The 25,731-nt window shown below is 36.0% G+C and carries 21 protein-coding genes and 1 rRNA gene; 7 read left to right on the forward strand and 15 right to left on the reverse strand.

What is annotated here, in order from left to right:
* Nucleotides 1-41: 41 nt before the first annotated feature.
* From BHE19_RS17470 to lon, 6 genes are all read right to left on the reverse strand, one after another.
* Nucleotides 42-1,418 (reverse strand): nucleoside permease, encoded by a 1,377-nt coding sequence (locus tag BHE19_RS17470; RefSeq protein ID WP_070908174.1) that lies wholly within the window; start codon nt 1,416-1,418, stop codon nt 42-44.
* A gap of 67 nt (nt 1,419-1,485) precedes the next feature.
* Complete coding sequence (gene cmk / locus BHE19_RS17475; protein WP_070908175.1) at nt 1,486-2,178, reverse strand: (d)CMP kinase; 693 nt, start codon at nt 2,176-2,178, stop codon at nt 1,486-1,488.
* Between the two features lie 47 nt (nt 2,179-2,225).
* Nucleotides 2,226-2,828, reverse strand: coding sequence for a murein L,D-transpeptidase catalytic domain-containing protein (locus tag BHE19_RS17480; protein ID WP_070908176.1), 603 nt, complete (start codon nt 2,826-2,828; stop codon nt 2,226-2,228).
* Between the two features lie 122 nt (nt 2,829-2,950).
* A complete protein-coding gene (locus BHE19_RS17485; protein WP_070908177.1) occupies nt 2,951-3,553 on the reverse strand; it encodes a murein L,D-transpeptidase catalytic domain-containing protein in 603 nt (200 codons plus the stop codon).
* Nucleotides 3,554-3,557: 4 nt separating this feature from the next.
* A complete protein-coding gene (porQ, locus tag BHE19_RS17490) occupies nt 3,558-4,577 on the reverse strand; it encodes a type IX secretion system protein PorQ (protein ID WP_017498485.1) in 1,020 nt (339 codons plus the stop codon).
* Nucleotides 4,578-4,799: 222 nt separating this feature from the next.
* The gene (gene lon / locus BHE19_RS17495) at nt 4,800-7,253 is read right to left on the reverse strand and encodes an endopeptidase La (RefSeq protein WP_070908178.1); all 2,454 of its coding nucleotides are present in this window, start codon (nt 7,251-7,253) and stop codon (nt 4,800-4,802) included.
* 286 nt (nt 7,254-7,539) lie between these two features.
* On the opposite strand from lon, the gene BHE19_RS17500 reads away from it, so the two are divergent.
* The 5 genes from BHE19_RS17500 to BHE19_RS17520 all read left to right on the forward strand — a co-directional run bounded on the left by BHE19_RS17500 (nt 7,540) and on the right by BHE19_RS17520 (nt 12,385).
* Nucleotides 7,540-8,094, forward strand: a complete 555-nt coding sequence (locus BHE19_RS17500) for an RNA polymerase sigma factor (RefSeq protein ID WP_026110196.1) — start codon at nt 7,540-7,542, stop codon at nt 8,092-8,094.
* Nucleotides 8,091-8,630 carry an anti-sigma factor gene (locus tag BHE19_RS17505; RefSeq protein WP_070908179.1) on the forward strand — a complete coding sequence of 180 codons (540 nt, stop codon included), beginning with the start codon at nt 8,091-8,093 and terminating at the stop codon, nt 8,628-8,630. Before BHE19_RS17500 ends, BHE19_RS17505 begins: the two co-directional genes overlap by 4 nt.
* Nucleotides 8,614-9,678: a DUF4097 family beta strand repeat-containing protein gene (locus tag BHE19_RS17510; protein WP_070908208.1), complete on the forward strand. Its 1,065-nt coding sequence runs from the start codon at nt 8,614-8,616 to the stop codon at nt 9,676-9,678. Before BHE19_RS17505 ends, BHE19_RS17510 begins: the two co-directional genes overlap by 17 nt.
* Nucleotides 9,679-9,699: 21 nt before the next feature.
* Entirely contained in the window at nt 9,700-10,431 is a 732-nt protein-coding gene (locus tag BHE19_RS17515) for a head GIN domain-containing protein (protein ID WP_070908180.1), read from the forward strand.
* A gap of 124 nt (nt 10,432-10,555) precedes the next feature.
* A complete protein-coding gene (locus BHE19_RS17520; RefSeq protein WP_070908181.1) occupies nt 10,556-12,385 on the forward strand; it encodes a serine hydrolase domain-containing protein in 1,830 nt (609 codons plus the stop codon).
* A gap of 141 nt (nt 12,386-12,526) precedes the next feature.
* On the opposite strand, the gene BHE19_RS17525 is transcribed toward BHE19_RS17520, so the two are convergent.
* The 6 genes from BHE19_RS17525 to BHE19_RS17550 form a co-directional block, all read right to left on the reverse strand.
* Entirely contained in the window at nt 12,527-13,846 is a 1,320-nt protein-coding gene (locus BHE19_RS17525) for an MFS transporter (protein WP_070908182.1), read from the reverse strand.
* Between the two features lie 145 nt (nt 13,847-13,991).
* Complete coding sequence (locus BHE19_RS17530) at nt 13,992-14,804, reverse strand: M48 family metallopeptidase (RefSeq protein ID WP_070908183.1); 813 nt, start codon at nt 14,802-14,804, stop codon at nt 13,992-13,994.
* 86 nt (nt 14,805-14,890) lie between these two features.
* Nucleotides 14,891-17,290, reverse strand: a complete 2,400-nt coding sequence (locus BHE19_RS17535; protein WP_070908184.1) for a glycoside hydrolase family 31 protein — start codon at nt 17,288-17,290, stop codon at nt 14,891-14,893.
* 488 nt (nt 17,291-17,778) lie between these two features.
* Nucleotides 17,779-19,683: a 1,4-alpha-glucan branching protein GlgB gene (glgB, locus tag BHE19_RS17540; protein WP_070908185.1), complete on the reverse strand. Its 1,905-nt coding sequence runs from the start codon at nt 19,681-19,683 to the stop codon at nt 17,779-17,781.
* A 36-nt stretch (nt 19,684-19,719) separates the two neighbouring features.
* Nucleotides 19,720-21,000 carry a glucose-1-phosphate adenylyltransferase gene (locus tag BHE19_RS17545; protein WP_070908186.1) on the reverse strand — a complete coding sequence of 427 codons (1,281 nt, stop codon included), beginning with the start codon at nt 20,998-21,000 and terminating at the stop codon, nt 19,720-19,722.
* Entirely contained in the window at nt 20,990-22,417 is a 1,428-nt protein-coding gene (locus BHE19_RS17550; protein ID WP_070908187.1) for a glycogen synthase, read from the reverse strand. The genes BHE19_RS17545 and BHE19_RS17550 overlap by 11 nt, the downstream gene beginning before the upstream one ends.
* Nucleotides 22,418-22,556: 139 nt before the next feature.
* On the opposite strand from BHE19_RS17550, the gene BHE19_RS17555 reads away from it, so the two are divergent.
* Nucleotides 22,557-23,423 carry an alpha/beta hydrolase gene (locus BHE19_RS17555; RefSeq protein WP_070908188.1) on the forward strand — a complete coding sequence of 289 codons (867 nt, stop codon included), beginning with the start codon at nt 22,557-22,559 and terminating at the stop codon, nt 23,421-23,423.
* A gap of 48 nt (nt 23,424-23,471) precedes the next feature.
* The gene (locus BHE19_RS17560) at nt 23,472-24,116 is read left to right on the forward strand and encodes an endonuclease III domain-containing protein (RefSeq protein WP_070908189.1); all 645 of its coding nucleotides are present in this window, start codon (nt 23,472-23,474) and stop codon (nt 24,114-24,116) included.
* A gap of 5 nt (nt 24,117-24,121) precedes the next feature.
* On the opposite strand, the gene BHE19_RS17565 is transcribed toward BHE19_RS17560, so the two are convergent.
* The 3 genes from BHE19_RS17565 to rrf all read right to left on the reverse strand — a co-directional run.
* Nucleotides 24,122-24,556, reverse strand: a complete 435-nt coding sequence (locus BHE19_RS17565; RefSeq protein WP_070908190.1) for a Cif family virulence factor — start codon at nt 24,554-24,556, stop codon at nt 24,122-24,124.
* Between the two features lie 15 nt (nt 24,557-24,571).
* Entirely contained in the window at nt 24,572-25,024 is a 453-nt protein-coding gene (locus tag BHE19_RS17570; protein WP_070908191.1) for a DUF1569 domain-containing protein, read from the reverse strand.
* Nucleotides 25,025-25,648: 624 nt separating this feature from the next.
* A 5S ribosomal RNA gene (rrf, locus tag BHE19_RS17575) occupies nt 25,649-25,731 on the reverse strand; the annotation flags it as partial.

Genomic DNA, 25,731 nt, shown 5'->3' on the forward strand with positions numbered 1-25,731 from the left:
TTCAATTTATGAAAACGGGATTTCTACTATGTGATTTATTTCTAATGACTCAAATTCTCTATTTCTTTCGGGTCATGTTTGTGTTTGAATAAAATCGCAAAAGCAATTGCAATTACTAAGGCATAAGCTGCAAATGACAGCCAGATGGTTTGCCAGTCTTTCATTAAAATAGGATTCGTAAATATTCCATCTGCAGAAACTGAATTACCCTGACCTTTTACAAAATCAAGCATTTTTGAATTTGTACTTTCAGTTTGTAAAAATGTCGCCAATTCAGTTGTATTAGTGAACGATTTGGTAAAAAAGCGATCAATAGCCCAACCTGAAGTTAAACTTCCTAAAACCGCTCCTATACCATTGGTCATCATCATAAACAATCCTTGTGCAGACGAACGTATTTTCGAATCGGTATTGCTTTCAACGAACAACGAACCTGAAATATTGAAAAAATCAAATGCCATTCCGTACACAATACATGACAATATGATCATCCATAAACCTCCTACAGGATCTCCAAAACCAAATAATCCGAAACGCAATACCCAGGCCAACATACTAATGAGCATTACCTGTTTGATTCCAAAACGTCTTAAGAAAAACGGAATTGCAAGAATAAATAATGTCTCAGAAACCTGAGAAATCGACATGATGATAGTCGAATATTTAATTACAAAAGAATCTGCATATTTAGGAAAATGTTTGAATTCGTCTAAAAATACGTCTCCGTAAGCATTCGTCAATTGCAAAGCGCCTCCTAAAAACATAGAGAATACGAAAAACAAGGCCATTTTATAATTTCCAAACAATTTAAAGGCTTCCAAACCTAAGGTTTCCACCAGAGAGGCATCTTCCTTAGTAAGACGCTGCGGCTTACATTTTGGCAATGTGAAGGCATAAATTCCAAGAATCAACGCACCAACTCCGGCAATGTAAAACTGATATTCTGTTGCTTTGCTTCCACTTAAATTAGTGATCCACATTGCAGCGATAAAACCAATAGTACCCCAAACACGGATAGGCGGAAAATCTTTTACAATATTTTTATTATTTAATTTAAGCGAGGTATACGAAATAGAATTACTCAAAGCAATGGTTGGCATGTAGCAGCACATTGCGATAAACATTACGTATATAAAATTATCAGGTGTGGTAACGTGTGCAATACCAAATAAAACTACTGCATAAAGAATGTGCAGGGCGCCATACAGTTTTTCTGCATTAATCCATCTGTCTGCAATAATTCCGGTTAAAGTGGGCATGAATAAAGAAGCAATTCCCATGGTTCCGAAGACCAGACCAAACTGGGTTCCTTCCCAGTTTTTAGTTCCAAACCAATAATTTCCAATTGTTATAAGCCAGGCTCCCCAAACAAAAAATTGAAGAAAGCTCATTATAATCAACCTGTTTTTAATTCCCATACGATGAAATTGTCTTTAAAATAAATGAAGCGGTAAAACTACCATTAAAAATGATATCTACAAAAAATTAAATTGTTTTAACAACATCTGTTACTAATTCCAGCACTGCTGTAAACTGTTCTTCTCTGTTTAAATAAGAATTATCTATTTCTATCGCATCATCGGCAATAATTAAAGGAGAATCTTCACGATGTGTATCGATATAGTCTCTCTCGACTACATTTTTCAGGACGTCTTCATAAGAAACGTTATCTCCTTTTTGCTGTAATTCATCAAAACGTCTCTGTGCACGGGTTTCGGCACTGGCTGTCATGAATATTTTAAGTTCAGCATTTGGAAACACTACAGTACCAATGTCTCTTCCGTCCATTACAATACCTTTATTTTTCCCCATTTCCTGCTGTTGTTCCACTAATTTGGAACGTACTTCAGAAACTTCTGCTACTTTACTAACAAAACTGGAAACTTCAATGGTTCTGATTTGTTTCTCTACATTTTCTCCATTAAGATACATCTCGGCAAAACCAAGATCGGCATTAAATTTAAACTCTAACTGAATGTTCGGTAAAGCCGTAATAAGGGCTGCTTTATCAAAAAAATCGGCTGCAATAAGCTGGTTTTGCATGGCAAAGTAGGCAACGGCACGGTACATTGCTCCGGTATCTACATAAACATATTCTAACTCTTTTGCTAATTGTTTTGCCAAAGTGCTCTTTCCTGTAGAGGAGAATCCATCAATTGCAATGGTAATTTTTTTCAATTTTTTTATTTTTTAAATTTAAACTTATTTACTGCTCCCATCCGCTTTTAATAGTAAATACTCATCACAATATCGGATCCGGAATTGTCAATTATTTTTGCCACTCTTTCAAAATACTTTTTATTCACCATTGGGCATCCATAACTGTTGCAAATATATCCATTTTGCTCTTTATACGGAACATCAAAATAATAATGAAAAACAATATTACGATCAAATGCATTAGAATTTGTGGGATCTAATCCGTATAATTTATAGGCTTTACCAAACTTTCCGTTATAATGCTCACCAACAGCATACTTCCCCAATGAAGTGCTGAGTGAATTAGGGACATTACTAAATTTTAACTTCCCTTTTATTTCAGTTTCAGACCCCAAACCATGGGCTACTAAACCTTTATCAATGATTTTATTATTTTTTAGATCGTATATAAAAAAGCGATTCTTGCCCGAAGGAATTTTCATATCGATAAAGAAAGCATATCTGTCATTATATTTTGAGTCACTTTTTATAATTTCCTTGATTTCATTGATCTCTTTTTTATCAATTGTACTTGTTACTGCTAAGGGAACTATAGTGTCTTTCCTGCTGATCTTATACCCAATAAAGAAAAGCAATACAATAAGAAAAATAAAAAGGATTTTCTTCATACTATAATATTGGACAATGTGGAAATATAAAATGGAATAAAATCAGGACAAAAAAAATGCTGTTGAAGGAAAAACAACAGCAGTATATGATTTAAGTATCTTTAAACTATCTTCCAGGTTTGCTAATAATAAACATCCAGAATGATATTTGACTTAGAACAATCTATATATTTTTCGAGTCTTTTAAAGAACTGTTCATTAACCATCGGGCAGCCATGGCTGTTGCTGATGTAATAATCTTGTTCTTCATAAGGAACTGCAGAATAATAATGCAACACTATGGCTCTTTTTAAAGCATTATTATTGGTTTCATCCAGACCGTTTAATTTATAGGCTTTTCCGAAGATTCCTTTATAACATTTCTGAATCACATATCGGCCTAAAGCAGTGCAATTGGAATTAGGAGTATTACTGAAACGCAAACTTCCTTTTACACCCGTTTCTGATCCTGAGCCGTGTGCTACAAGCCCCTGATCGATAATTTTACTGTTCACCAGATCGTAAACAAAAAAACGATTTTTGCCTGACGGTATGCTCATGTCAACGAAAAAAGCAATTTTGGTATTGTATTTAGAATCAATACTCATCATGTTTTTTATTTCGTTTACTCTAAGATTCATACGCTCTACTTCCAGAGTGGAAATAGCGGTTTCTTTTTTATAATAGTGTTTTGTACCCGTAAAAACACCTACTGTTAAAAACAAAAACAAACTAAGTATTTTCATATCATTACTGAAAATTTAAAATTAAACCAAAAAGACTTGTATTTGCTGCTAAAGTATATCTGGAATATGAATAATTAAATTTTAACCTGTTCATTTTTAATCCAAATCCTACTGACACCCCTGAAAAATTACGCTGTTCATTCACCCGTAATTCTTCTCCCCTTCTAAAATTATATCCTAAACGCAAATTAAATGCTTTTTTTGGAAAAAGTTCTACTCCTAAAACAACATGCCTTAAAGCGTTGTTTAAAAATGAAACCTTTTCTTTGTTTGTTGATCCATCTATGCCGGTTCCTCCACGAACGGGATTCGAAAAAGAGATGTTCCACTGTTGCAAATTTTCTAATGTAAGATGCCAGCGAAGGGGCACATGCTCTAATTCCTGAGAAACTCCAGCCACAATTTCAAATGGTAAATTTTCTTTTATACCCGAGTACGTTGTAAACTGTGTACCTATATTACGGATTACCAGACCCAAATTTACGTCATTTTTTTCAATTACATACAAAAAACCTAAATCAATTGCTCCTCCTATCGAATTATAACTTTCTAACGTTGAAGTTATTAGCTTAGCACTTGCTCCGATATGCAAATCAGTATAAGGAACATTATAAGCATAACCCAATGAAAGTGCGCCTTCACTCCCGGTAAAATTAGAAGTAGCCTGACCATTTTCATCATAACCTTCGAATGAACCATAATTAACATAACTCACTCCTGCATAAAATGTCTGCACATGTCTGTCGTAAGTATAAGCATAAGAAGCAGTTCCATAAGAAGCTTCTCCATAGTAACTCCCATAATTCAGAGCAAGACGATTGTCCATATCTTCATTTAAAGCTGCAGGGTTAGACATCACCTGATTGACATCCTCGTCATAAATCGTGATTGTTTCTCCACCTAAAGCTGCCTGTCTCGGAGAGGTCGTTAAATTCAAGAACTGATAGGTGTGACGCCCTCCTATTTGCCCATAACTAACAGAGCAAATTGTTACTAATAAAAATAAAACAAACTGTTTTAACATTCTTTTGGGGCGATCATATAGAGGGATAACGCAAGTGCGAAGATAAAATTATATCAATTATAAAAATAAAATACGATAAAATAAATTCCAATAGTAAAAATCCAAATTCCAAAACTGTTGCCTTAGATTAAATTTCAATAAAAAAAATTCCAAATTCCGAAACTGAGTTCTCAGATTGGAATTTGGAATTTAGATCTTGGTATTTAAAGTCTATACTTTAAATTATTTCAGCGTTTTCGCGTTTTTAACGTTCTGATCAGTCAAGGCCAAAGCCAGAACTTCACTCATTTCTTTCACATAATGAAAAGTAAGTCCTTCTAAATATTCGGCTTTAATTTCATCAATGTCACTTTTGTTTTCATGACACAAAATGATTTCTTTAATATTGGCTCTTTTTGCTGCCAGGATTTTTTCTTTAATTCCGCCCACCGGTAAAACTTTACCACGAAGCGTAATTTCACCTGTCATTGCTAAACTTTTCTTTACTTTCTTTTGTGTAAGTAATGAAACTAAAGACGTTAACATGGCTATTCCGGCACTTGGACCGTCTTTTGGTGTTGCGCCTTCCGGTACGTGTAAATGGATATTGTACTTTTGAAACAATTCAACATTCAAGCCTAATTTTTTAGCATTGGCTTTGATGTACTCTAAAGCAATTGTAGCCGATTCTTTCATTACATTACCAAGGTTTCCGGTAATGGTCAAAGCTCCTTTTCCTTCCGAAATCAACGATTCGATAAACAAAATATCTCCGCCAACACTTGTCCAGGCTAAACCTGTAACAACGCCTGCAATATCGTTGTTTTCATATTTATCACGTTCCAGTCTTGGTACCCCTAAAACGGTCACGATATCTTCGTCGGTTACTTTTTTATTGTAGTCCTCTTCCATTGCAACTGCTTTTGCTGCATTACGAATGACCTGAGCAATTTTAGTTTCAAGGTTACGAACTCCTGATTCGCGCGTATATCCTTCTACGATTTTTTCCAGTTGTTTTTTACCAATGGTCAAATCTTTAGCGGTTAATCCGTGTGCTTCTAATTGTTTCGGGAAAAGGTGCCTTTTGGCAATTTCAACTTTTTCTTCGATGGTGTAACCGGACATTTTAATGACTTCCATTCTGTCACGTAATGCCGGCTGAATGGCTGACATATTGTTTGAAGTTGCAATAAACATTACTTTAGACAAATCGTACCCCATTTCAAGGAAGTTGTCGTAAAAAGCATTGTTTTGTTCCGGATCTAATACTTCTAATAAGGCTGAAGACGGATCACCACTGTTACCGCTTGACAATTTATCAATCTCATCCAGTATGAAAACTGGATTTGAGGTTCCGGCTTTTTTCAAACTCTGAATGATTCGTCCCGGCATAGCACCGATATAAGTCTTTCTGTGTCCGCGAATTTCAGCTTCATCACGTAAACCACCTAAGGAAATACGTACGTACTCACGTCCTAAAGCCTCAGCAACCGAACGACCGATAGAAGTTTTACCAACTCCCGGAGGCCCTGTCAAACAGATAATTGGCGATCTCATATCGTTACGAAGTTTCAATACCGCCAAATGTTCGATCATTCTTTTCTTTACTTCTTCAAGTCCAAAATGATCTTTATCTAATACTTTTTGTGCATGTTTTAAATCGAATTTATCTTTAGAATACTCGCCCCAGGGCAATTCTAAAAACAATTCCAGATAGTTACGCTGAATTCCAAAATCAGGAGATTGCGGGTTCATTCTGCGCATTTTAGACAATTCTTTTTCGAAATGTTTCTGCGTTTTCTCGTCCCACTTTTTGGTTTTGGCCTTCAACCCCATTTCATCCATTTCTTCCTCCTGCGAAACGCCTCCCAATTCTTCCTGAATGGTTTTCATTTGCTGGTGAAGGAAATATTCACGCTGCTGTTGGTCTAAATCAAAACGAACTTTTGACTGAATGTCGTTCTTCAATTCTAATTTTTGCAGCTCCACGTTCATGTAACGCAACGTTTCAAGCGCGCGTTCTTTTAATCCGTTTATCGATAACAAACCTTGTTTTTCTTTTACGGATAAATTCATATTAGAAGAAACAAAATTGATTAAAAACGACTGGCTTTCAATGTTTTTAATCGCAAAAGTAGCTTCTGACGGAATGTTTGGACTTTCTTTTATAATTTGAATCGCCAGTTCTTTTACCGAATCTAAAATTGCGGTAAACTCGGTATCATCTTCTGCCGGACGTTCTTCTGAAACTTCTTTGATCGTGGCAGTGATATAAGGTTCTTCTGAAACCACTTCGTCAATTTCAAAACGTTTTTTACCTTGTAGAATTACGGTTACGTTTCCGTCAGGCATTTTTAAAACGCGAAGAATTCTGGCTACGGTTCCAATTTTATGAATATCATCTTTTGACGGGTCTTCGTCTTCTTCATTAATTTGAGAAACCACACCAATAATTTTTCCACCGGCATTGGCATCATTAATTAATTTGATTGATTTATCTCTTCCTGCCGAAATCGGAATAACAACTCCCGGAAATAAAACGGTATTGCGTAATGGCAAAATAGGCAACGAGAGCGGAAGCTCTTCGTTATTCATTTCCTCTTCGTCTTCCGGAGTTAATAATGGAATCAAATCTGCTTCTGAGTCAAATTCCTGAAGTGACAGATTGTCAATTGTGAGTATTTTATGGTTTGACATAATAGTATATAAGTCGTTTTGTCATTAAATATTTCATACTAACCGCAAATATAACTTTACAGGCGGTAGTTTTAGCTAAATCTGTGCAAAGTATTTCATTTACAAGATTAGCGGTAAAAATAGACAATCATTGTGCCAAAAGCAAAAAAGAAAGTTTTGAAATTGTATGATAGAAGTTAAATAACCTAAGAAAGACAATTATTTTAAAATAAAATAAAATTAATTTTATCAAAACTGTAACAAACCCAAAAAAGCAAAGTCATTATTAAAAACTAGCAACAATTACTTGAGTATAACTAACCAGAATATCGAAGAATTAATCACGCTTTGTAAGGAGAACAACCAAAAAGCGCAATTCGAAGTTTACAATCGTTATTGTAAAGCGATGTACAATGTGGCATTCCGCATTGTGAAAGATGAACATTTTGCACAGGACGTCATGCAGGAAGGTTTTCTGAAAGCTTTTACAAAAATCAATGATTACAAACAAGAAGTAGCGTTTGGTGCGTGGTTAAAAAGAATAATCATCAATTACAGTATTGATTTTTATAAAAAGAATAATGCTTTTCAGGCAGAAGATTTGACTAAAACCCTTTATAAAATAGAGGAAAATGACAGTGTATTAAGTGACAGCATTGATCTGAATTCACTTAAAGTAAAACAAGTCTTAGATACGATTTCAAACCTGAAAGACAATTATCGTATGGTTTTAACCCTTTTTTATATTGAGGGTTACGATCAGGAGGAAATTAGTGAAATATTAAACATCAGTTATGCTAATTGCCGGACGACGCTAAGCAGAGCAAAAGAAAGTTTACGAAAAAAATTAGAGGAGATATGAAAAAGGAAAATGACGATTTAGATCAATTATTCAAAAAGTTTGAGAACCAATGGGATGTAGCCGAATTAACTTCTGACCATCAGCTTGATTTCTTAAATAAATTAAACAAAAAGCAACCTAAGAAGAAAAATCATGCGGTTTGGGCCATTGCTGCTTCAATTGTGGTATTGTTGGGGGTATCTATATTCTACAACAGTTATCAGGAGCCTAAACACTACAAGTTTGCTTCGAAGGAAGCCAAAAGAACCGATTCGATATTCAGTATTTTAATTGATAATGAGCTAGTAAAATTAAAAGAAAAAAGTTCTCCTCAGAATGAACAGATTATTAACGATGCCTTAAAACAAATGAAGGTGTTTGATACCGATTATGCAAAAATCATGAAAGAACTACAGAAAAACGGTGAAAACAAACAAATTATTTATGCCATGATCAGTAACCTGGAAACACGTATTTCCTTTTTACAAACGGTATTGAAACGCATTGAAGAAAATGAAAATTTTAAAACTAACACTACACATGAAAAAACATTATAAAATACTCATCCTATTGCTTTTACTTCCTTTTTTAGGATTCTCAAATGATGATAATAGTTACATCACTAAGCAAAAGAACATTAAAAAAACCTATATCGTAAATTCGAACGCAGGTATTGATATTGACAACAAATACGGAGACATCACCGTCAGTACCTGGAATGAAGATAAAATAGACATTGACATTACTATTAAGGTAACCAGTAAAAATGAAAGCTGGGCAAACCAAAGACTGAACAGTATTGATGTTGACATTACAGCTCTTAAATCGATGGTTACTGCGGTGACAAACCTTGGAAATTCTTCAGTAAGAAGTAAAGGAAGTGCTGATTTCTTTGAAATTAACTATGTCATTAAGATCCCGAAAAACGGTTCGGTAAAACTTAATAATAAGTACGGAGATATCACGACGCTAAGTTTAGAATCCTCCACAGATATTACTTGTAAATACGGAAAGATAACGTTAGGAAAACTAAATGGCTCCAGCAATCGAATCGAAATAGGCTATTGTGATAACTCGACCATTGAATCTATCAAAAACGGAAGTATTGAAGCACGCTATTCTAACTTGAAAATTACGCAAGCCGGAAACTTAAATATAGACTCCAATTACACTGATTTATATTTGCTTAATGAAGGTCAGAACATCAAATACGATAGTAATTATTCCACTTTTAAACTTCAAAAAATCAGTTCGCTGACGGGTTCCGGAAATTACTTAAGTGTTTCTGTTGGAGAACTCTCCGGTAATTTGAATATTGACACTGCCTATTCAAAGATAAATGTGGACACTCTGAACGAGAAAAAAAAGAATGTAAATGTAGCGAGCAGCTATACGAATGTATCACTGGGTTACAGCGCTGATCTTGCTTTTGATTTTGACATTAACACCAGATACGGGAATATCAAGTACGACAGTTCATTAGAAACATCAGTGGCGGAAAGCAAAGGCAGTGCTAAAAAAATAAGTGGTTACAATAAGAAAAAAGGACAAAGCAAAATAACGGTTACTACCAGTTATGGTAATGCTGCGTTAATCAAAAAATAACAATCTAAAACAATCAAAACAATGAAAACATCAGTTAAATTATTCGTTTGCAGTGCAGTTTTATTCAGTTTTATTGCAAATGCTCAATGGTCTAATAAAAAGCTAAAAGGAAATGGCAATGTCGTTTCTGAAACCAGAACCACTTCTGATTATGATGGAATAAAAATTTCCGGTTTTTTTGATGTGGATTTAGTGGCAGGGAAAGAAGGAAAAATTACAGTAAAAGGAGAACAAAATTTACTAACTGCCATTAAAGTTGAAGTAGAAAATAATATTTTAAAAGTTTATGTTGAGAAAGGAGTCAATCTCTCCCCAAGTCTTGGCAAAAAGATTGAAGTGACGGTTCCTTTTGAATCCATATCCGGATTGACTTTATCCGGTTCCGGGGACGTTCAATCAAAAAGCACGATCAAAAGCGACAAGTTTCTAGCAAAACTATCCGGCTCAGGAAACTTTAATCTGGCTTTAGACTCCAACGATCTTGAATTAACTTTAAGCGGATCAGGAGATGTAAATTTAAAAGGAAATGCTGCTAATTTTTCTACCATATTATCAGGTTCCGGAGATATCGATGCCGCAAATCTTAAAACAAAAAACACCGAAGTAACCATTTCAGGATCAGGAGATGTTCGTGTAAACTGTACTGAAAGTATAAGCGCAAAAGTTTCAGGATCCGGTGATGTGAGATACAGCGGAAATCCAGAAAAACGAAGTGTAAAAGTTTCAGGATCAGGAAGTATTTCAAAAGCTTAATTCTATAAAAAGCTCAATAATAAAAGAATATTACCATCATCAAATCAAAGAACAAACAGCTTACTTTTCTTTTATTATTGAGCTTATATTTTAAAAGCGGTACCGCGATCAAAAATCACTACCAATGAAACGAACTTTTTTAGTTTTACTTCTGATTACCTCCTGCACTTTATCATTTTCTCAGGAAACAACTATTTCTGAAAAAATCAAATCTCTGGACAGCTTAAAAAATGGTACTGCAGAAATGATGTCAAAATACAACCTTAAAGGGTTAAGTGTTGCCGTTTTTGAAAATTACAAAGTAATCTGGACGAATCAATGGGGTGTAAAAGCAATAGATACAGGAGAAAAAATTGATTTGAACACTGCTTTTTCTACTGCCTCCATTTCAAAGCCTATCGTCGCTATTGTTTGTACAATTTTAGAGGAAAAAGGATTAATCAACCTTAATGCCCCTATCTCTCAATATCTAAAATCATGGCAATTGCCTAAAAGTGACTATACCTCAAAAACACCCGTTACCTGGAAACACCTTTTATCCCATACAGCCGGAACAAGTCAGAGCGGTTTCGAAGATTATTATCAGGGAGATTCCATTCCCACAATTGTAGAAAGTCTGCAGGGCAAATTATTACCCCGATCTAAAAAGCCTATCGAATTTCTATTCAAACCTGAGACCGACTGGCAATATAGCGGTGGCGGTTATGTAATTATCCAATGTGCTCTGGAAGATCATTTCAAAAAGCCATTGGCACAAATTGTCAAAGAACAGCTGCTTGATCCTTTGTATTTGCAGAATTCAACCATGATTCAGCCCAATGAAAATGATTTTCTGACTAATATCGCCAAAGTACACAACAGTAATGGTAAAATAATCCGAACAGGAATTCCCATCACGCCACAAGTTGCGCCTTCGGGATTGTGGTCTACTCCTACTGATCTGGCCTTAATTGCGATTGAATTGCAAAAGGCACTTACGGGTAAAGGACAAGTGATTTCTAAAGCTGTGGCTGAAAAGGTTACAAACATAGCAACAATGAAAGGTCCACGAGGATGGAGTTACGGATGGCAGCGCAGTCTTGGATACGGAAATCTGGACTGGTTCTCACATGATGGCTCTAATACCGGAACCGGTGGAGATTTGCTTGCTACCATGAAAAATGGTAACGGAATTGCCATTTTAGCCAACGGTGACAAACCTAACAGACTTCCCGTAATGACGTACATCGAAAAAGAAGTCATCACAAAACTAAACTGGTCTAAACCAATTAAGGGAGGTGCAATCCAAATTCCATCAGAATTAAAAAATGCCATAAAAGGGTATTATACTGAGATTCTGTACGGATATGACCGAATGGGAACAACTAAAATAGCTGAAGAGCATAACGGCCTCTATCTTTACTCTCCATTTTTAAAAGAAAATTTCGATATCGAAAAAACTAAGATGTATTACTTAGGAAACAATACTTTCAAAATCGATAATTATCCGAACGAAATTCATTTTAACTTACTCAATCATAAATTACAAGCCATAACGATCACCCGTGCAGTTAGTACCACGCGATTTTTGCAGCTTAGCCTGGAACAAATCAGAACGCCACAGACTCAGTTAATCGAAATATTCAGTGAGAATACGTTTGAAACTGCTGTCAATCAATTTAAAAAATTAAGATTAAAATATCCTGACTATAATTTTGAAGACGATCTAAACAATTTTGGTTATAATTTGTTTAATAAGAAACTAACTGATCTTTCAGTTCAGATTTTTGCTCTTAATTGTTCAGAATATCCGGCTTCTGCGAATGCTTTTGACAGCTTGGGTGAAATTTATGAAGCCATTGGACAATTAGGTCCTGCCAAAGAGAATTATTTAAAATCGTTGGAATTAAATCCTAAAAACGAAAATGCTGCGCAAATGCTTGTAAAAATCAATGCGCAGCTTAAATCTAAATAATATTGAAGTAAAAATGCTTTTTAAAGCTACAATCTAAACACGAATTCCACGAATTTGCACAAATTATAAAAGGCGAACCCTGTTTAGTGACAATTCGTGCAATTCGTGTTATTCATTATACTTCATCCACAGAGCAGCTTTCTAAAGTGCCTTTTTTGGTACTCTTCTTAAAAGAAAAATAGCCGTCACAAAGAAAATGGCCAAAATCACAATTGCGGCACGCGGACTTCCGGTGATTTGATCGATGATTCCATAAACGCACATTCCGATTACAATTCCGATTTTCTCCGCTACATCGTAAAAACTAAAGAAAGAAGCGGTGTCTTCTGTTTCCGGTAATAATTTTGAATACGTCGAACGGGACAATGCCTGAATTCCACCCATCACAAATCCGGCTACGGTAGCCATCACATAAAAATGCATTGGTAATACTATAAAGTACGCCAAAGCACAAAATACAGCCCAAATACTATTGATCACAATTAAGGTTGGAATGTTTCCGAACTTAGCTGAAGCTCTTGAGGTTAAAACTGCTCCTACAACTGCTACTAACTGGATAATCAAAATACATTTTATTAATCCAATGGTACTATCTTCTTTGGTTGCCCACTCAATTTCCTGCGCTCCAAAATAAGTTGCTACAAGCATTACCGTTTGCACCGCCATACTTGAAACAAAAAATCCGCTTAAATATCTTCTTAAAGCAATGTTATCTTTTAGCAAAGCCCAAACCTTTTTTAACTCTTTAAAGCCATTAAAGACAACTGAACTGGTTAATTTCTGACCACTCGCTTTACTTCCTTTTGGCAGATAATAGTAAGTATACTGGCTGAATAGAATCCACCAGACTCCAACCATTATAAAAGAGTAGCGCATGGCTTTCATCGCAGCTTCTCCATCGGTTCCGGTAATACCAAAAAGTTTTGGTTTCATAATCATTGCTAAATTGATAATAAGCAACAATACACTGCCAATATACCCCATCGAATACCCTTTAGCGCTAATTTTGTCCTGCTGTTCTTCAAAAGCAATATCCGGCAGATAAGAATTATAAAAAACCAAACTTCCCCAATATCCCAGCAATCCTAAGAAATAAAAGGCTAATCCTGTATAAATATTATCAAGATCAAACCAATACAATCCCATACAGGATAAGGCTCCCATATAACAAAAGAACTTCATGAAAGCTTTTTTATTCCCCACATAATCGGCAATTCCGGATAATAAAGGAGAGATAAAAGATACTACCAAAAAGGCTGCTGCGGTAATAAAACTAATTAAGGCTGAATTTTTAAGGTGCATTCCAAATACATCAATATAATGGTCGCGATCTGTAAATAAAGCTTCATAAAAAATGGGAAATACTGCCGATGCAATCGTTAAGGTGTAAACCGAATTGGCCCAGTCGTAAAATGCCCAGGCATTCAATAATTTCTTATCTCCTTTTTGTAGGTTCTTCATAGTAATGGTTTTGTTAACAGGCTACGAATTTATTTCTTTTTTATCACAATCAAATCAATTTTCAGTAATTCATGTATTAATAAATTATCAGCAAAAAAAAAGCCATCCTGAAAAGGATAGCTTTTTCTATTTTATCGTAAAAAATCTATTTAATGATTCCCACTTTAAGTGCCGTTGCTCTTGCTTCCGGTATTAAAGCTCTTATATTGGCAATCCTTGAAGCATCAGAAGGGTGTGTACTCATAAACTCCGGTGTACCCGATCCTCCTGATTTGGCCGACATTCTGCTCCAGAACGAAATAGCGTCATCCGGATTGTAACCTGCAATGGCCATTAACGTCAGACCAATTTTATCTGCCTCAGTTTCATTGCTTCGACTGAACGGCAACATTACTCCCACCTGTGTACCCAGACCATAAGCCTGTGCAAATATTTCCTGTGTTTGCTGGGTTTTACCGCTTGTGGCTGCTCCTAAAGCAACGCTTCCTATTTGCTGTAACTGTGCGGCACTCATTCTTTGTGCGCCATGATTTGCTAAAGCGTGTGAAACCTCATGTCCCATAACGGTAGCTAAACCGGAATCATTTTGTGTTACCGGTAAAATTCCCGAGTACACCACAATTTTTCCTCCGGGCATACACCAGGCATTCACCTCCTTATTGTCCACGAGTTTGTACTCCCAACGATAATCTTTCAAATACTGCGATTGTCCTAAGTAAATCAGGTATTTTTCGGCTGCTGCCTTAATTCTTCCTCCTACCAATTCTACTTTTTTCGCATCTGCAGTTCCCGTAATTACCTTGTTTTCGGATATGAACGTATTGTATTGCTGAAACGAAGATGGAAATAATTCACTGTTTGAAACAAAATTCAAATTTTGTTTTCCTGTAATGGGATTAGTCGCACAACCTGCCGCTAAAACAACGGCAAGTAAGCCTGATGCTAGATGTTTTCTCATGATAGTGGTATTATAACAACATACAAAAATACGATTATTAATTTTTCCACTTTTATATAATTATCAAAAAAAATATCAGGATTATACTATTCGCCAATGATATGAAGTTCGTTAAACTCTTTATCAACGATTAAAAAATGATTAAGTTCAAAACCTTCCTTGTCAAATACTATTTTCTCATTATCAATTTCAATTTCAGTCACTTTAAAAGGCAGTCCGATTAAATTGATTTTATACTTACTGTACGGTGTATCATACTTTCCTTCTTTGTGTAACTGAACGATAAGCTCTTTCTCTTTTCCAATGGTACTGAAAGATAAAAAGCTGTAACGTCCTTTTTTGTAATCGTATCCATCCTGTGCATCTTCGTAAACGACTGACTTTTCTTTTCCAAGTTTGAAGTATAAATCGAGTGTTAATTCATCAAATTCGAGTTCACCAACATATTGCTGTACGGGATATTTCGGAATAACAGCTCCTGCTTTTACAAAAACCGGAATTTCATCAAATTTAGTATCAATCCAAACTTCTCTGCCTCCTGTTGCAAATTCGTTGGTCCAGTAATTGTACCACTCTCCTCTTGGAATGTACATTCGTCTGCCGACAGCATTTGGTTCGAGTATCGGACATACTAAAATTTGATTCCCAAAGATGAATTCATCATTACGATAATGGGTTTGGGTATCTTCCTGATCGTAATATACTAATGGTTTTAACATCGGAACTCCTTCTTCAATATACTGCCAGAACATGGTGTATAAATAAGGGAGTAACTGATAGCGCAGACTGACAAACTTACGGGTAATGTTGATGACTTCTTCATCAAATGCCCAAGGCTCCTGATTGCCATGATCTCCGGAAGAATGCGTTCTGCAAAACGGGTGAAATACGCCTAACTGAATCCAGCGGGCGTACAATTCTCCGGTAGGCTGTTCGGCAAAACCTCCAATATCAGAACCTGTAAATCCCATTCCGGATATGCTCATTCTTTGTACCTGAATGTTGGCAATCCATAAATGCTCCCAGGTAGCCACATTGTCACCTGTCCACGAAGAAGTATAACGCTGTGCTCCGGAGTAGGCCGATCTGGTGATCACAAACGGGCGTTTAGGATAGACAAAACGTTTTACCCCATGATAAGTAGCTCTGGCCATTTGTGTGCCATATATATTGTGTGCTTTTCTATGACTGCATGGATTTCCGTCGTATACGTGACGTACATCTGTGGGAAATGTTTTGTTGGGAACTTCCATTACAGCGGGTTCGTTCATATCGTTCCAAACTCCTTTGACACCAATATCTGAAATTAATTCTTTAAATAACCCAGCCCACCACTCTCTTACAACGGGATTTGTATAATCGGGGAAATTACATTCGCCCGGCCAGACTTTCCCTTTCATATAAGGCCCATCGGCTCTTTTGCAGAAGTAATCTTTTTCTAAGGCTTCCTGATACACCCAATACTCTTTGTCTATTTTGATTCCCGGATCTATGATAACTACTGTTTTAAAACCGTCTTCAGCCAATTCGGCTACCATTTTTTTAGGATCGGGAAAATAGTTTTTGTTCCAGGTAAAACATCGAAATCCTTCCATATAATCGATATCGAGATAGATGGCGTCACACGGAATTTTGAGTTCTCTGAATTTTGAGGTGATTTCTTTTACTTTACTTTCGGGATAATAACTCCATTTGCATTGATGGTATCCCAGAACCCAAAGTGGTGGCAGTTCCGGTTTTCCGGTCAAATCGGTATAAGTGGTTACTACATCCTGCATTTGCGGACCGTAGATGAAATAATAATTCATTTCTCCTCCTTCTGCCCAAAAACTGGTAACGTTTCTTCTTTCCTGACAAAAATCAAAAAAGGTTCTAAAAGTATTGTCGAAAAAGATTCCATACGATACTTTATTGTGCAAACCAATATAAAACGGAACCACTTTGTATAACGGATCCTGTTCTTTTTGGTAAGCATATTGATCAGTGGCAAAATTCTCAAGTCTTTTGCCTTTTAGATTCATCTGTGTTGCTTTGTCACCCAGACCGTAAAAACACTCCCCGTCTTTAGAGGATTTACTCATTTTTACGATATTTCCTCCGTATTCATAACTTTCTTCCCAATGAAAACCAAGTTCGTCTTCCAGAATAAGAAAATCGTGTAAATCGTAAATAGCGAGACGTAAATCTCTCTTTTGAATTTTACATTTTACTTTACTGGTCCTGATTTGAAAATAGGCTTCTTCTTCTGTAAGTTCTAAAAAGTTGTAACCGTGAAGCTGTGTTTTATCAACGGCATACGAAAAATCATTACTAAAATACCCTTTTGTGGTAAAACGAAAACGAATCAAACTGTCTCTAAGAATAGTGACTTTTAAGATTACTTTATTGTCGGTATGAAAAAAAACAGAATCTCCTTCATGTTGATGCGAGATAATTTTTGATGGATATAAATCGCCCTTGTATTCTAATGCTGTATTTGTAATCATGTCGATTTCTGTATTAATTATATAACGTTAGTCTCCCTTTCAAACATACAAAAAAACCAGATAACCCTCTATAAATAAAAGGATTATTCACGAAAACGTTTTTTCTGAATGAGTATTAATTATCCCCTTAAAAATTCAACAAATCGATAATTTAAGAACGTGAAACTGATAAAATAATATATTGACTGTCAGCTAAGCGGACAAATAACTCAATAATACGAATAGATGAGACGCATTTGATGGATTTTCATTGACATCAATATAAATTACTTTCTATCGCCACGAATTGCACAAATTATAACGAATTCATCTGCCACAGATTGAAAGAATTAAAATGATTTTTCCAAAATCTGCCCGATCTACATCAACTATTTTATATGACTATCCGCTAAGCGGATTAATAAATTCATCTATACCATACTGTCTTTAAACAATATAAATATAAAATCCGTCCTTATCGGTCTAAATTGGTGTCATCCGTGTGCCATCTAAACAAATGAATACACGGTGATACTCAAAGGCGGTAAATTTAAAGCTACCGAATAATCTCTCCCGTCATAAGGTGATGACTCTATCGTTAATGTCTGCGGATTTCCTACACCGCTTCCTCCATAAATAACAGCATCACTATTAAAAATTTCCAGTAGTTTACCTTTTTCCGAAATTCCTATTCTGTAGTTTTCACGGACTACCTGTGTAAAATTGCCAACGATAATTAAATTTTCTTTCGGATTATTTCCTTTTCGGATGTACGATAAAACCGCATTCTGATGGTCTGAATAATTGATCCACTCAAAACCTTCTCCCGAAAATTGTTTTTCATACAATGCAGGACGAGTTTTGTATAATTGATTCAAATCTGTAATTACTTTTTTAATTCCGAAATGGTAGTCGTATTGCAGTAAATGCCAATCCAGACTTTTCTCAAAATTCCATTCATCGCTTTGCCCGAATTCAGATCCCATAAACAATAACTTTGCTCCGGGATGTGTGAACATATAACCGTACAGCAATCTTAAATTGGCAAATTTCTGCCATTCGTCACCCGGCATTTTATTGGCAATCGATTTTTTTCCGTGCACCACTTCGTCATGCGAAAACGGCAACATAAAATTCTCGGTAAAAGCATAAGTCATCGAAAAAGTCAGCTCGTTCTGATGGTATTTTCGGTAAACGGTTTCTTTCTGAAAGTACTTTAAAGTATCGTGCATCCAACCCATCATCCATTTCATTCCGAAGCCCAAACCTCCTGTAAAAGTTGGTCTGGAAACCATTGGAAAGGATGTGCTTTCTTCGGCAATAGTTTGAACTCCATCAAAATTAGCATAGATTACTTCATTGAACTCTTTAAGAAAACTTATCGTATCTAAATTTTCTCTTCCTCCGTAAATATTTGGTTCCCACTCCCCTTCCTTTCTCGAATAATCGAGATACAACATAGACGCTACGGCATCCACACGCAAACCATCCGCATGGTAATGCTTCAACCAGAAAACGGCATTGCTGATGAGAAAAGCACGAACTTCATTACGTCCGTAATTAAAAACCAAACTTTTCCAATCCGGATGATATCCTTTTCTGCGATCCGGATGTTCGTATAAATGTGATCCGTCAAAAAAGCCCAAACCATGTGCATCATCAGGAAAATGCGACGGCACCCAGTCTAGAATAACACCAATACCGGCCTGGTGTAATTTATCGACCAAAACCATAAAGTCCTGTGGTTTTCCGAAACGCGAAGTCGGTGCAAAATACCCTGTGAGCTGGTATCCCCATGAAGGATCGTAAGGATATTCCATAACCGGCATAAATTCTACATGCGTAAAACCGGTTTCCTTTACATACGCAACCAAATCATCTGCCAGTTCTAAATAGGTTAGAAAGCGATTATGTTCTCCGCGTTTCCAGGATCCCAAATGCACTTCATAAACCGAGTGAGGCTTATCTAATGCATTATTCTCCTGACGTGATTGTATCCATTTTTCATCCTTCCATTTATAATCCAAATCCCAGACTACAGAGGCGGTATGAGGTGGTTTTTCGCAATATAAAGCAAAAGGGTCTGCCTTTTCGGTAACGATTCCGTCAATATTCGATTGAATTTTATATTTGTATAAAGTCCCTTTTGAAACCTCCGGAATAAATCCTTCCCAAATACCCGAAGAATCCCAGCGTACCTGTAAAGCATGTTCACCTTGTGTCCAGTAATTAAAATCACCCACCACAGAAACCGATTGCGCTGTTGGGGCCCACACGGCAAAATACACTCCTTTTACTCCATCAACTTCAATTAAATGCGCTCCTAATTTTTCGTACAACTGGTAGTGTTTTCCCGCTTTGAATAAATTAATATCAAATTCGGTAAAGAGAGAATGCGTAATTACTTTAGACATATTTAGTTTTTAAGGCAATAATTAATTCTAAGCATTTTATTCAATTCTAAAATTATCAGAGAGAACAGCTCCTTTTTTAATCACAACAATACCATCTTTGATACTGTACAGCTCATTTGTAAAATTATCCAAATGTTTTCCACCGCTAATGTGAACGTTATTTCCAATTCTGACATTCTTATCAATCAGAGCATTTTGTATGAAACAGTTTTCACCAATACCAACATGAATTTTATGGATTGCGGCTTCACGATTTAGTTCGTCCAGATCCTGATAAAAATCGTTCCCCATCACATAACAATTCTCCAATACAGTTCCCTCTCCAATTCTGGAACGGATTCCAATGACTGAACTTTTAATTTCTTTGGCGTTAATAATACATCCCTCCGAAATCAACGATTGATTGATGGTAGAATTTCTAAATTTAGAAGGTGGTAATAATCGGGGTCTTGTAAAAATTTTATTGTCATTATCAAACAAATTAAATTCAGGAATATCAGCCGTCAGACCAATATTAGCTTCAAAGAAAGATTCAATATTCCCGATATCGGTCCAATACCCTTCGTATTGGTAACTCAAAATTTTATGTTTGCCTACAGCCTGCGGAATGATTTCTTTTCCAAAATCCTTTGTTTCCGGATCAGCCATCAGTTCTACGAGTAGTTCACGGTTGAAAATATAAATTCCCATAGAAGCCAGATATTTTTTACCCTTCTCTTTCATGTGTTCACTTACATCAGATTCCCATTCGGGTAACAATGAGGCATGGGGCTTTTCAATAAAAGCTTCGATAAAACTCTCATGATTGGTTTTAAGAATTCCAAACTCAGGTGCGTCTTTAGCATTCACCGGCAATGTCGCAATCGAAATCGCAGCATCAGCAGCAATATGCGCCTCCAGCATCTCATTAAAATCCATTTGATACAATTGATCTCCGGATAAAATCAAGGCATAGTCAAATTCGTGTTTTAAAAAATGAGACATACATTGTCTAACGGCATCTGCTGTTCCCTGAAACCAGGTTGGATTATCAGGAGTTTGTTCTGCCGCCAGAATATCGACAAACGACTGGCTAAAGATGCTAAAATTAAAAGTGTTTTTAATATGTGCGTTTAGAGACGCCGAGTTGAACTGTGTCAGGACAAATATTTTAAAAATATCAGAATTAATACAATTGGAAATAGGGATATCCACCAATCGGTATTTTCCACCAATTGGCACTGCGGGCTTAGATCGGGTTTCGGTTAATGGGAACAAGCGTGATCCTTGTCCTCCTCCTAAAATAATGGCAACTACATTCTTCTTCTTAAATTTCATTTTTCTCAATTATTAGGTTGTATATCTCGATGTATTCTTGGCATGCACGCTCCCAGGAATGATCTGTCCCCATTCCTTTCGCTCTAATATTTTTAAAATTAATTTTATCCCCATATAATTTGACGGCACGATTGATCGAATAACAAATATCCCCTACCGAAGCCTGGTCATGGCACACTCCGTTACCAGCGTCACCAAAATCTATTACCGTATCTCTCAAGCCTCCGGTTCTTCTCACAATCGGAACTGTTCCATAACGCAGTGCATACATTTGGTTTAAGCCACAAGGTTCAACTCTCGAAGGCATTAAAATAAAATCTGCTCCTGCGTAAATCAAATGGGCTAATGCTTCATTATACCCAATAAAAACGTTGTAATTCCCTTTATAATCATTCCGCAATTGAACCAATTGTTCTTCAATCAACGAATTTCCAGATCCCAGAATCAGTATATTAATATTTTCAAAATTCTCGGATAATGCCAGTGCCGAAGCCTGTGGAAGCAAATCCCCTCCTTTCTCCTCAAACAGACGCCCTATAAAACTGAATATTGGTTTTGCAGGATCGAGTTCAAACTCCTCGCATAATTTTTCTTTGTTCTGCTGTTTTCCAATCTCAAAAGTATCTATCGAATAATTACTCTCAATCATTTGGTCTTTGGCAGGATCCCAAACTTCAAAATCTATCCCGTTTAAAATCCCCTTTGATTTGTGGCGAACAGATTTGAAAAGGGCTTCTAAACCATTTGCGGCATTATTAATTTCGTCGAGATAACTTGGAGAAACCGTAGTCACAGCATGAGCACACTTGATTCCTACTGCTAATGAGTTAATCGAATGGTCCCACTCTAAGAAACCAACATGCTTCAAATCAAACTCAGGCAAATAAAAGAGCTTATCAAAACCAAACCAACCCTGATACAGACCATTGTGTATTGTAATTACTGATCTTACACTGCTAAGACTTTCATATTTGTAAGCATATTGAACTAAAAACGGAATCAATCCGGTGTGGTGATCGTGGCAATTTAAAACATCAGGAACTTTATTCCTTGCTGTAATCCAGTCTAAGGTTGCCATCTGAAAGGATACAAATCTTTCAATATCATCTTCATATCCGTAAACATTTGGGCGATCGAACAATTCTTTAATTTCAATCAGATACAACTCATATCCCAATTTATCTGTTGTTTCTTTTAAAACACTAAACGGAAAATTAAAATTCCCCAACTTCACATTTCCCCAATGAACACATTCAAAATCGTTTTCTTTTCTGAATTTTGTATCATAACAAGGAACCACAACACGAACGTCGTGACCAGCTTTGTTCTGATACTTAGGCAATGCGCCAACCACATCGGCTAAACCGCCCACCTTTGCCATTGGATAACACTCTGCACTGATGTGAAATATTTCCATTCTTAAAATTTATATGCGTACTAAATACTATTTTCTCAATACTTTTTTTCAGTAAACATCTATTAATGTGTTACTTTTATCTTTTTTTAAATTTAGGAAAAAATAAACAGAATCCAGCCCTCAGAAAAAAATTATTGATATGTCAAAAAAGGAAAATAATCCTACTAAATCTCTAAAAATTCCCAAGTTTATTATTGCATCCGCTAAAATTTGTGCCTTTTTTTCAACAAAACTGGTTACCACTTATGCCGCAAAACTTTTCACAACTCCTGTAAAACATAAAGTTCCAAAACGCGAATTGGATATGGAGCAAAAAAGTATTCAAAGAACCATTTACGTTCCCGTAATTAATAAAAGCGTCGTTACGTATGAATATGGGAAAAATAATCGCAAAATTTTACTCGTACACGGTTGGGCCGGAAGAGGAACCCAATTATTCAAAATAGCCGATGAACTTTTAAAAAATGGCTTTTCAACGGTAAGTTTTGATGCTCCTGCACATGGAAAATCCGAAGGAAAAAGTACGATTATGTCTGAATTTATTGCTTCAATTTTAGAAATTGAAAAACAATTTGGCCCTTTTGATTTCGCTATCGGTCATTCCTTAGGCGGAATGTCTGTCCTAAACGCGATTAAAGACGGATTACAGGTAAAAAAAGCAATAGTAATTGGCAGTGGTGATATTGTACAGGATATATTGAATGATTTTGTAGCCAAACTAGAGCTAAAACCAGAAATCAGCGAACGTTTACGCGACCATTTTGAAGAGAAATATCAGGTAAAAATGGATGACTTTTCGGCTTACAAAGCAGCTCAAAAAGTTAAACTACCTGTCCTCGTAATTCATGATCATGATGATCCTGAAGTTTCCGTAAAAGCAGGAATACATATTCATAAGCAACTGGAAAGTGGAACTTTATATCTAACAGAAGGCTTAGGACACCGAAAAATTCTAGGCAATCAAAATGTCATTAAAAAAACGATAGATTTCATCAAAACCTCTTAATTTTGTGATAGTTATACTTTCTATTATTCAATACTAAAGAAACTAAAGATGGACTTATTTGGAGAAACAACAAACTGGAAAACAAAACTGGAACCCATTTTAAGTAAATATAAAGGAAGAAAACATCCTTTAGACTATCAAAATACTTATCAATTACTAGTAATGGTTGTTCTGTCTGCTCAGGATTCTGATGCCAATATCAATAAAATTGCACCGGCACTATTTGAAAAATATCCCACACTAAAAAGCCTGTCTCAAACCGATGCAGAAACTTTTATTCCATACATAAGTAAAGTCCGTAATTATCCCACAAAAGCACAATGGCTTTTAGAAATTGCAAAAACGGTTCAAAATGATGAAGACATTCCATTAACCATGAAAGAATTAACCGCTTTAAAAGGTATTGGAAGAAAATCAGCTAATGTAATTTTACGAGAAACTCATCAACCGGCAGAAGGAATTATTGCCGATTTACATGTCATACGCGTAGCACCAAGAATTGGTATTATCAAAGAGAGTAAAGACGGAATTAAAACAGAAAAAGACCTAATGCAGGTTTTGCCCAAAACCATTTGGTCTGAAATTGGTATGGCGATTTCTTTTTTAGGAAGGGAAACCTGCAGACCTAAACCCAAATGTGATGAGTGCACAATTGCTGACTCCTGTCATTACTTTGCAACTGAAATTGCATAAAAGCATTATTTTCTTCGGGTATCGATCAGATAGATGATTTTCCAGTTGTCTTTTTCTTTAAACAAAGTAAAAGTATTTACTCCCGAATGACTCAGTTTATCGTTCACATAAAACTGATAGGGTGCCCAAACATGTGCTATTGTTCCGTCAATTTGGATATTGTAGCTTAAAATCTTTTCAGAAAATTCAATATTAGACGGGATGGTAGCAATTGATTTATAGAATTTACCCGCATTCTCCTCTGTAAGTTTGTTTCCTTTAACCAAACTCTCACTAATAGATTGCAGGACTATCCTATCCGCACAAACAGATTTCATCCTTACAGTATCCCTTTGGTGAAAACCTTCAAAAAAAGTTTCAATACTCTTCTGGACTTCCTGCTGCTGCGCGTTTACAGCTAATCCTAAAAATAGCAAACTGACAATACAGAACATTCTCATAAGCAAAGCATAAAATTAAACACCAAATTGACTCAGATGATGCTCCAGATGTTTAGCAAACATATTGCTCCATTCTGTCGCAGTTAATCTGCCAAAAGAATGTGATTCTTTACCCTCAAAGTCTTTTTCGCCTAAGAGTTGCGTTTTATTAATGTACGCAATCAGTCTTTCTTTCTCAAGATTAAAATCGCGAGTGCCATTTATAATAAATTGAGATGCCGTCGGGTTATTATGTTTATACGGTGTCTCACTTACCACCTTATTTTTAACCAATGTCTTCAAAATAAACTTCAAAAAGAAACCCGGCTTGGGATGAATATCATCGAAAACCATCTCATAGGAAACATTGCAGTGTGCCAGCATTTGAGCCACATCCATTTTACCCCAGAGCCCTACCGAATCCGGTTGAAGCAAATTGATACGTTTTACAAACTCATCACAATCTTCTTTATAAAAGACATTTTTCATCGCATTCCGATTTTTAGATAGATTAAACACTAAAGTAAAAATATGATTTTTATCTGAAATTACAATCTTTGATTACAACCCATCGAAAAAAAAATTACTCTCAGATTTTTAAGTTAATACCTACTTAGCAAAAATATAGTAAAGATAGTTATGGCGTTCCCCTTTGGGTCGGGCTGTCCGCTAAATCTTTTGCGATAGAAGTTTCAGGGAATTTTAAATGTACGGTAATCGCAAAAGGATATCGCTTCCATCCCTAACGCATACCGTGATAAAAAGAATATTCAAAGAAAAAAAGGACTAAAGTTTTTAACCGTAAAGTCCGCAAAGGTATACGCAAAGCACACAAGAAAAAAGGGCTGAAAGCCCGAAAAGCAAAGAGCATGGTGCAAAGCACTATGTATAAAGCAAAATGAACAGCAAACATCGCCCTGAAAGAGCAAAAGCAATTTTCACTCCTGTAAATCAAAAAAAATCCGTTCTGATCCGCGTTTTCGCCTGGCGAATCCGTATCATCCGTGTGCTTTTTTAACCGTAAAGAGCGCGAAGGCTTACGCAAAGCGCGCAAGGATTTAAAAAACGCTATAAAACAAAAAACCCTATCCGATTTGGATAGGGTTCTTAAAAGAAAGGCGACGACATACTCTCCCACATAACTGCAGTACCATCTGCGCAGGCGGGCTTAACTTCTCTGTTCGGGATGGGAAGAG

It is taken from the genome of Flavobacterium tructae (assembly GCF_001853485.1).
Taxonomy (GTDB): Bacteria; Bacteroidota; Bacteroidia; order Flavobacteriales; family Flavobacteriaceae; genus Flavobacterium; species Flavobacterium tructae.

Bases quoted from the DNA above. Each gene is read 5' to 3' on its own strand.
- BHE19_RS17555 (WP_070908188.1), top strand. From the start codon at position 22,557: ATGTCAAAAAAGGAAAATAATCCTACTAAATCTCTAAAAATTCCCAAG.
- BHE19_RS17505 (WP_070908179.1), top strand. From the start codon at position 8,091: ATGAAAAAGGAAAATGACGATTTAGATCAATTATTCAAAAAGTTTGAG.
- BHE19_RS17565 (WP_070908190.1), bottom strand. From the start codon at position 24,556: ATGAGAATGTTCTGTATTGTCAGTTTGCTATTTTTAGGATTAGCTGTA.
- BHE19_RS17485 (WP_070908177.1), bottom strand. From the start codon at position 3,553: ATGAAAATACTTAGTTTGTTTTTGTTTTTAACAGTAGGTGTTTTTACG.
- BHE19_RS17515 (WP_070908180.1), top strand. From the start codon at position 9,700: ATGAAAACATCAGTTAAATTATTCGTTTGCAGTGCAGTTTTATTCAGT.
- porQ (WP_017498485.1), bottom strand. From the start codon at position 4,577: ATGTTAAAACAGTTTGTTTTATTTTTATTAGTAACAATTTGCTCTGTT.
- BHE19_RS17570 (WP_070908191.1), bottom strand. From the start codon at position 25,024: ATGAAAAATGTCTTTTATAAAGAAGATTGTGATGAGTTTGTAAAACGT.
- BHE19_RS17530 (WP_070908183.1), bottom strand. From the start codon at position 14,804: ATGAGAAAACATCTAGCATCAGGCTTACTTGCCGTTGTTTTAGCGGCA.
- BHE19_RS17470 (WP_070908174.1), bottom strand. From the start codon at position 1,418: ATGGGAATTAAAAACAGGTTGATTATAATGAGCTTTCTTCAATTTTTT.
- glgB (WP_070908185.1), bottom strand. From the start codon at position 19,683: ATGTCTAAAGTAATTACGCATTCTCTCTTTACCGAATTTGATATTAAT.
- BHE19_RS17550 (WP_070908187.1), bottom strand. From the start codon at position 22,417: ATGGAAATATTTCACATCAGTGCAGAGTGTTATCCAATGGCAAAGGTG.
- BHE19_RS17525 (WP_070908182.1), bottom strand. From the start codon at position 13,846: ATGAAGAACCTACAAAAAGGAGATAAGAAATTATTGAATGCCTGGGCA.
- BHE19_RS17545 (WP_070908186.1), bottom strand. From the start codon at position 21,000: ATGAAATTTAAGAAGAAGAATGTAGTTGCCATTATTTTAGGAGGAGGA.
- BHE19_RS17510 (WP_070908208.1), top strand. From the start codon at position 8,614: ATGAAAAAACATTATAAAATACTCATCCTATTGCTTTTACTTCCTTTT.
- BHE19_RS17560 (WP_070908189.1), top strand. From the start codon at position 23,472: ATGGACTTATTTGGAGAAACAACAAACTGGAAAACAAAACTGGAACCC.
- lon (WP_070908178.1), bottom strand. From the start codon at position 7,253: ATGTCAAACCATAAAATACTCACAATTGACAATCTGTCACTTCAGGAA.
- BHE19_RS17520 (WP_070908181.1), top strand. From the start codon at position 10,556: ATGAAACGAACTTTTTTAGTTTTACTTCTGATTACCTCCTGCACTTTA.
- BHE19_RS17535 (WP_070908184.1), bottom strand. From the start codon at position 17,290: ATGATTACAAATACAGCATTAGAATACAAGGGCGATTTATATCCATCA.
- BHE19_RS17480 (WP_070908176.1), bottom strand. From the start codon at position 2,828: ATGAAGAAAATCCTTTTTATTTTTCTTATTGTATTGCTTTTCTTTATT.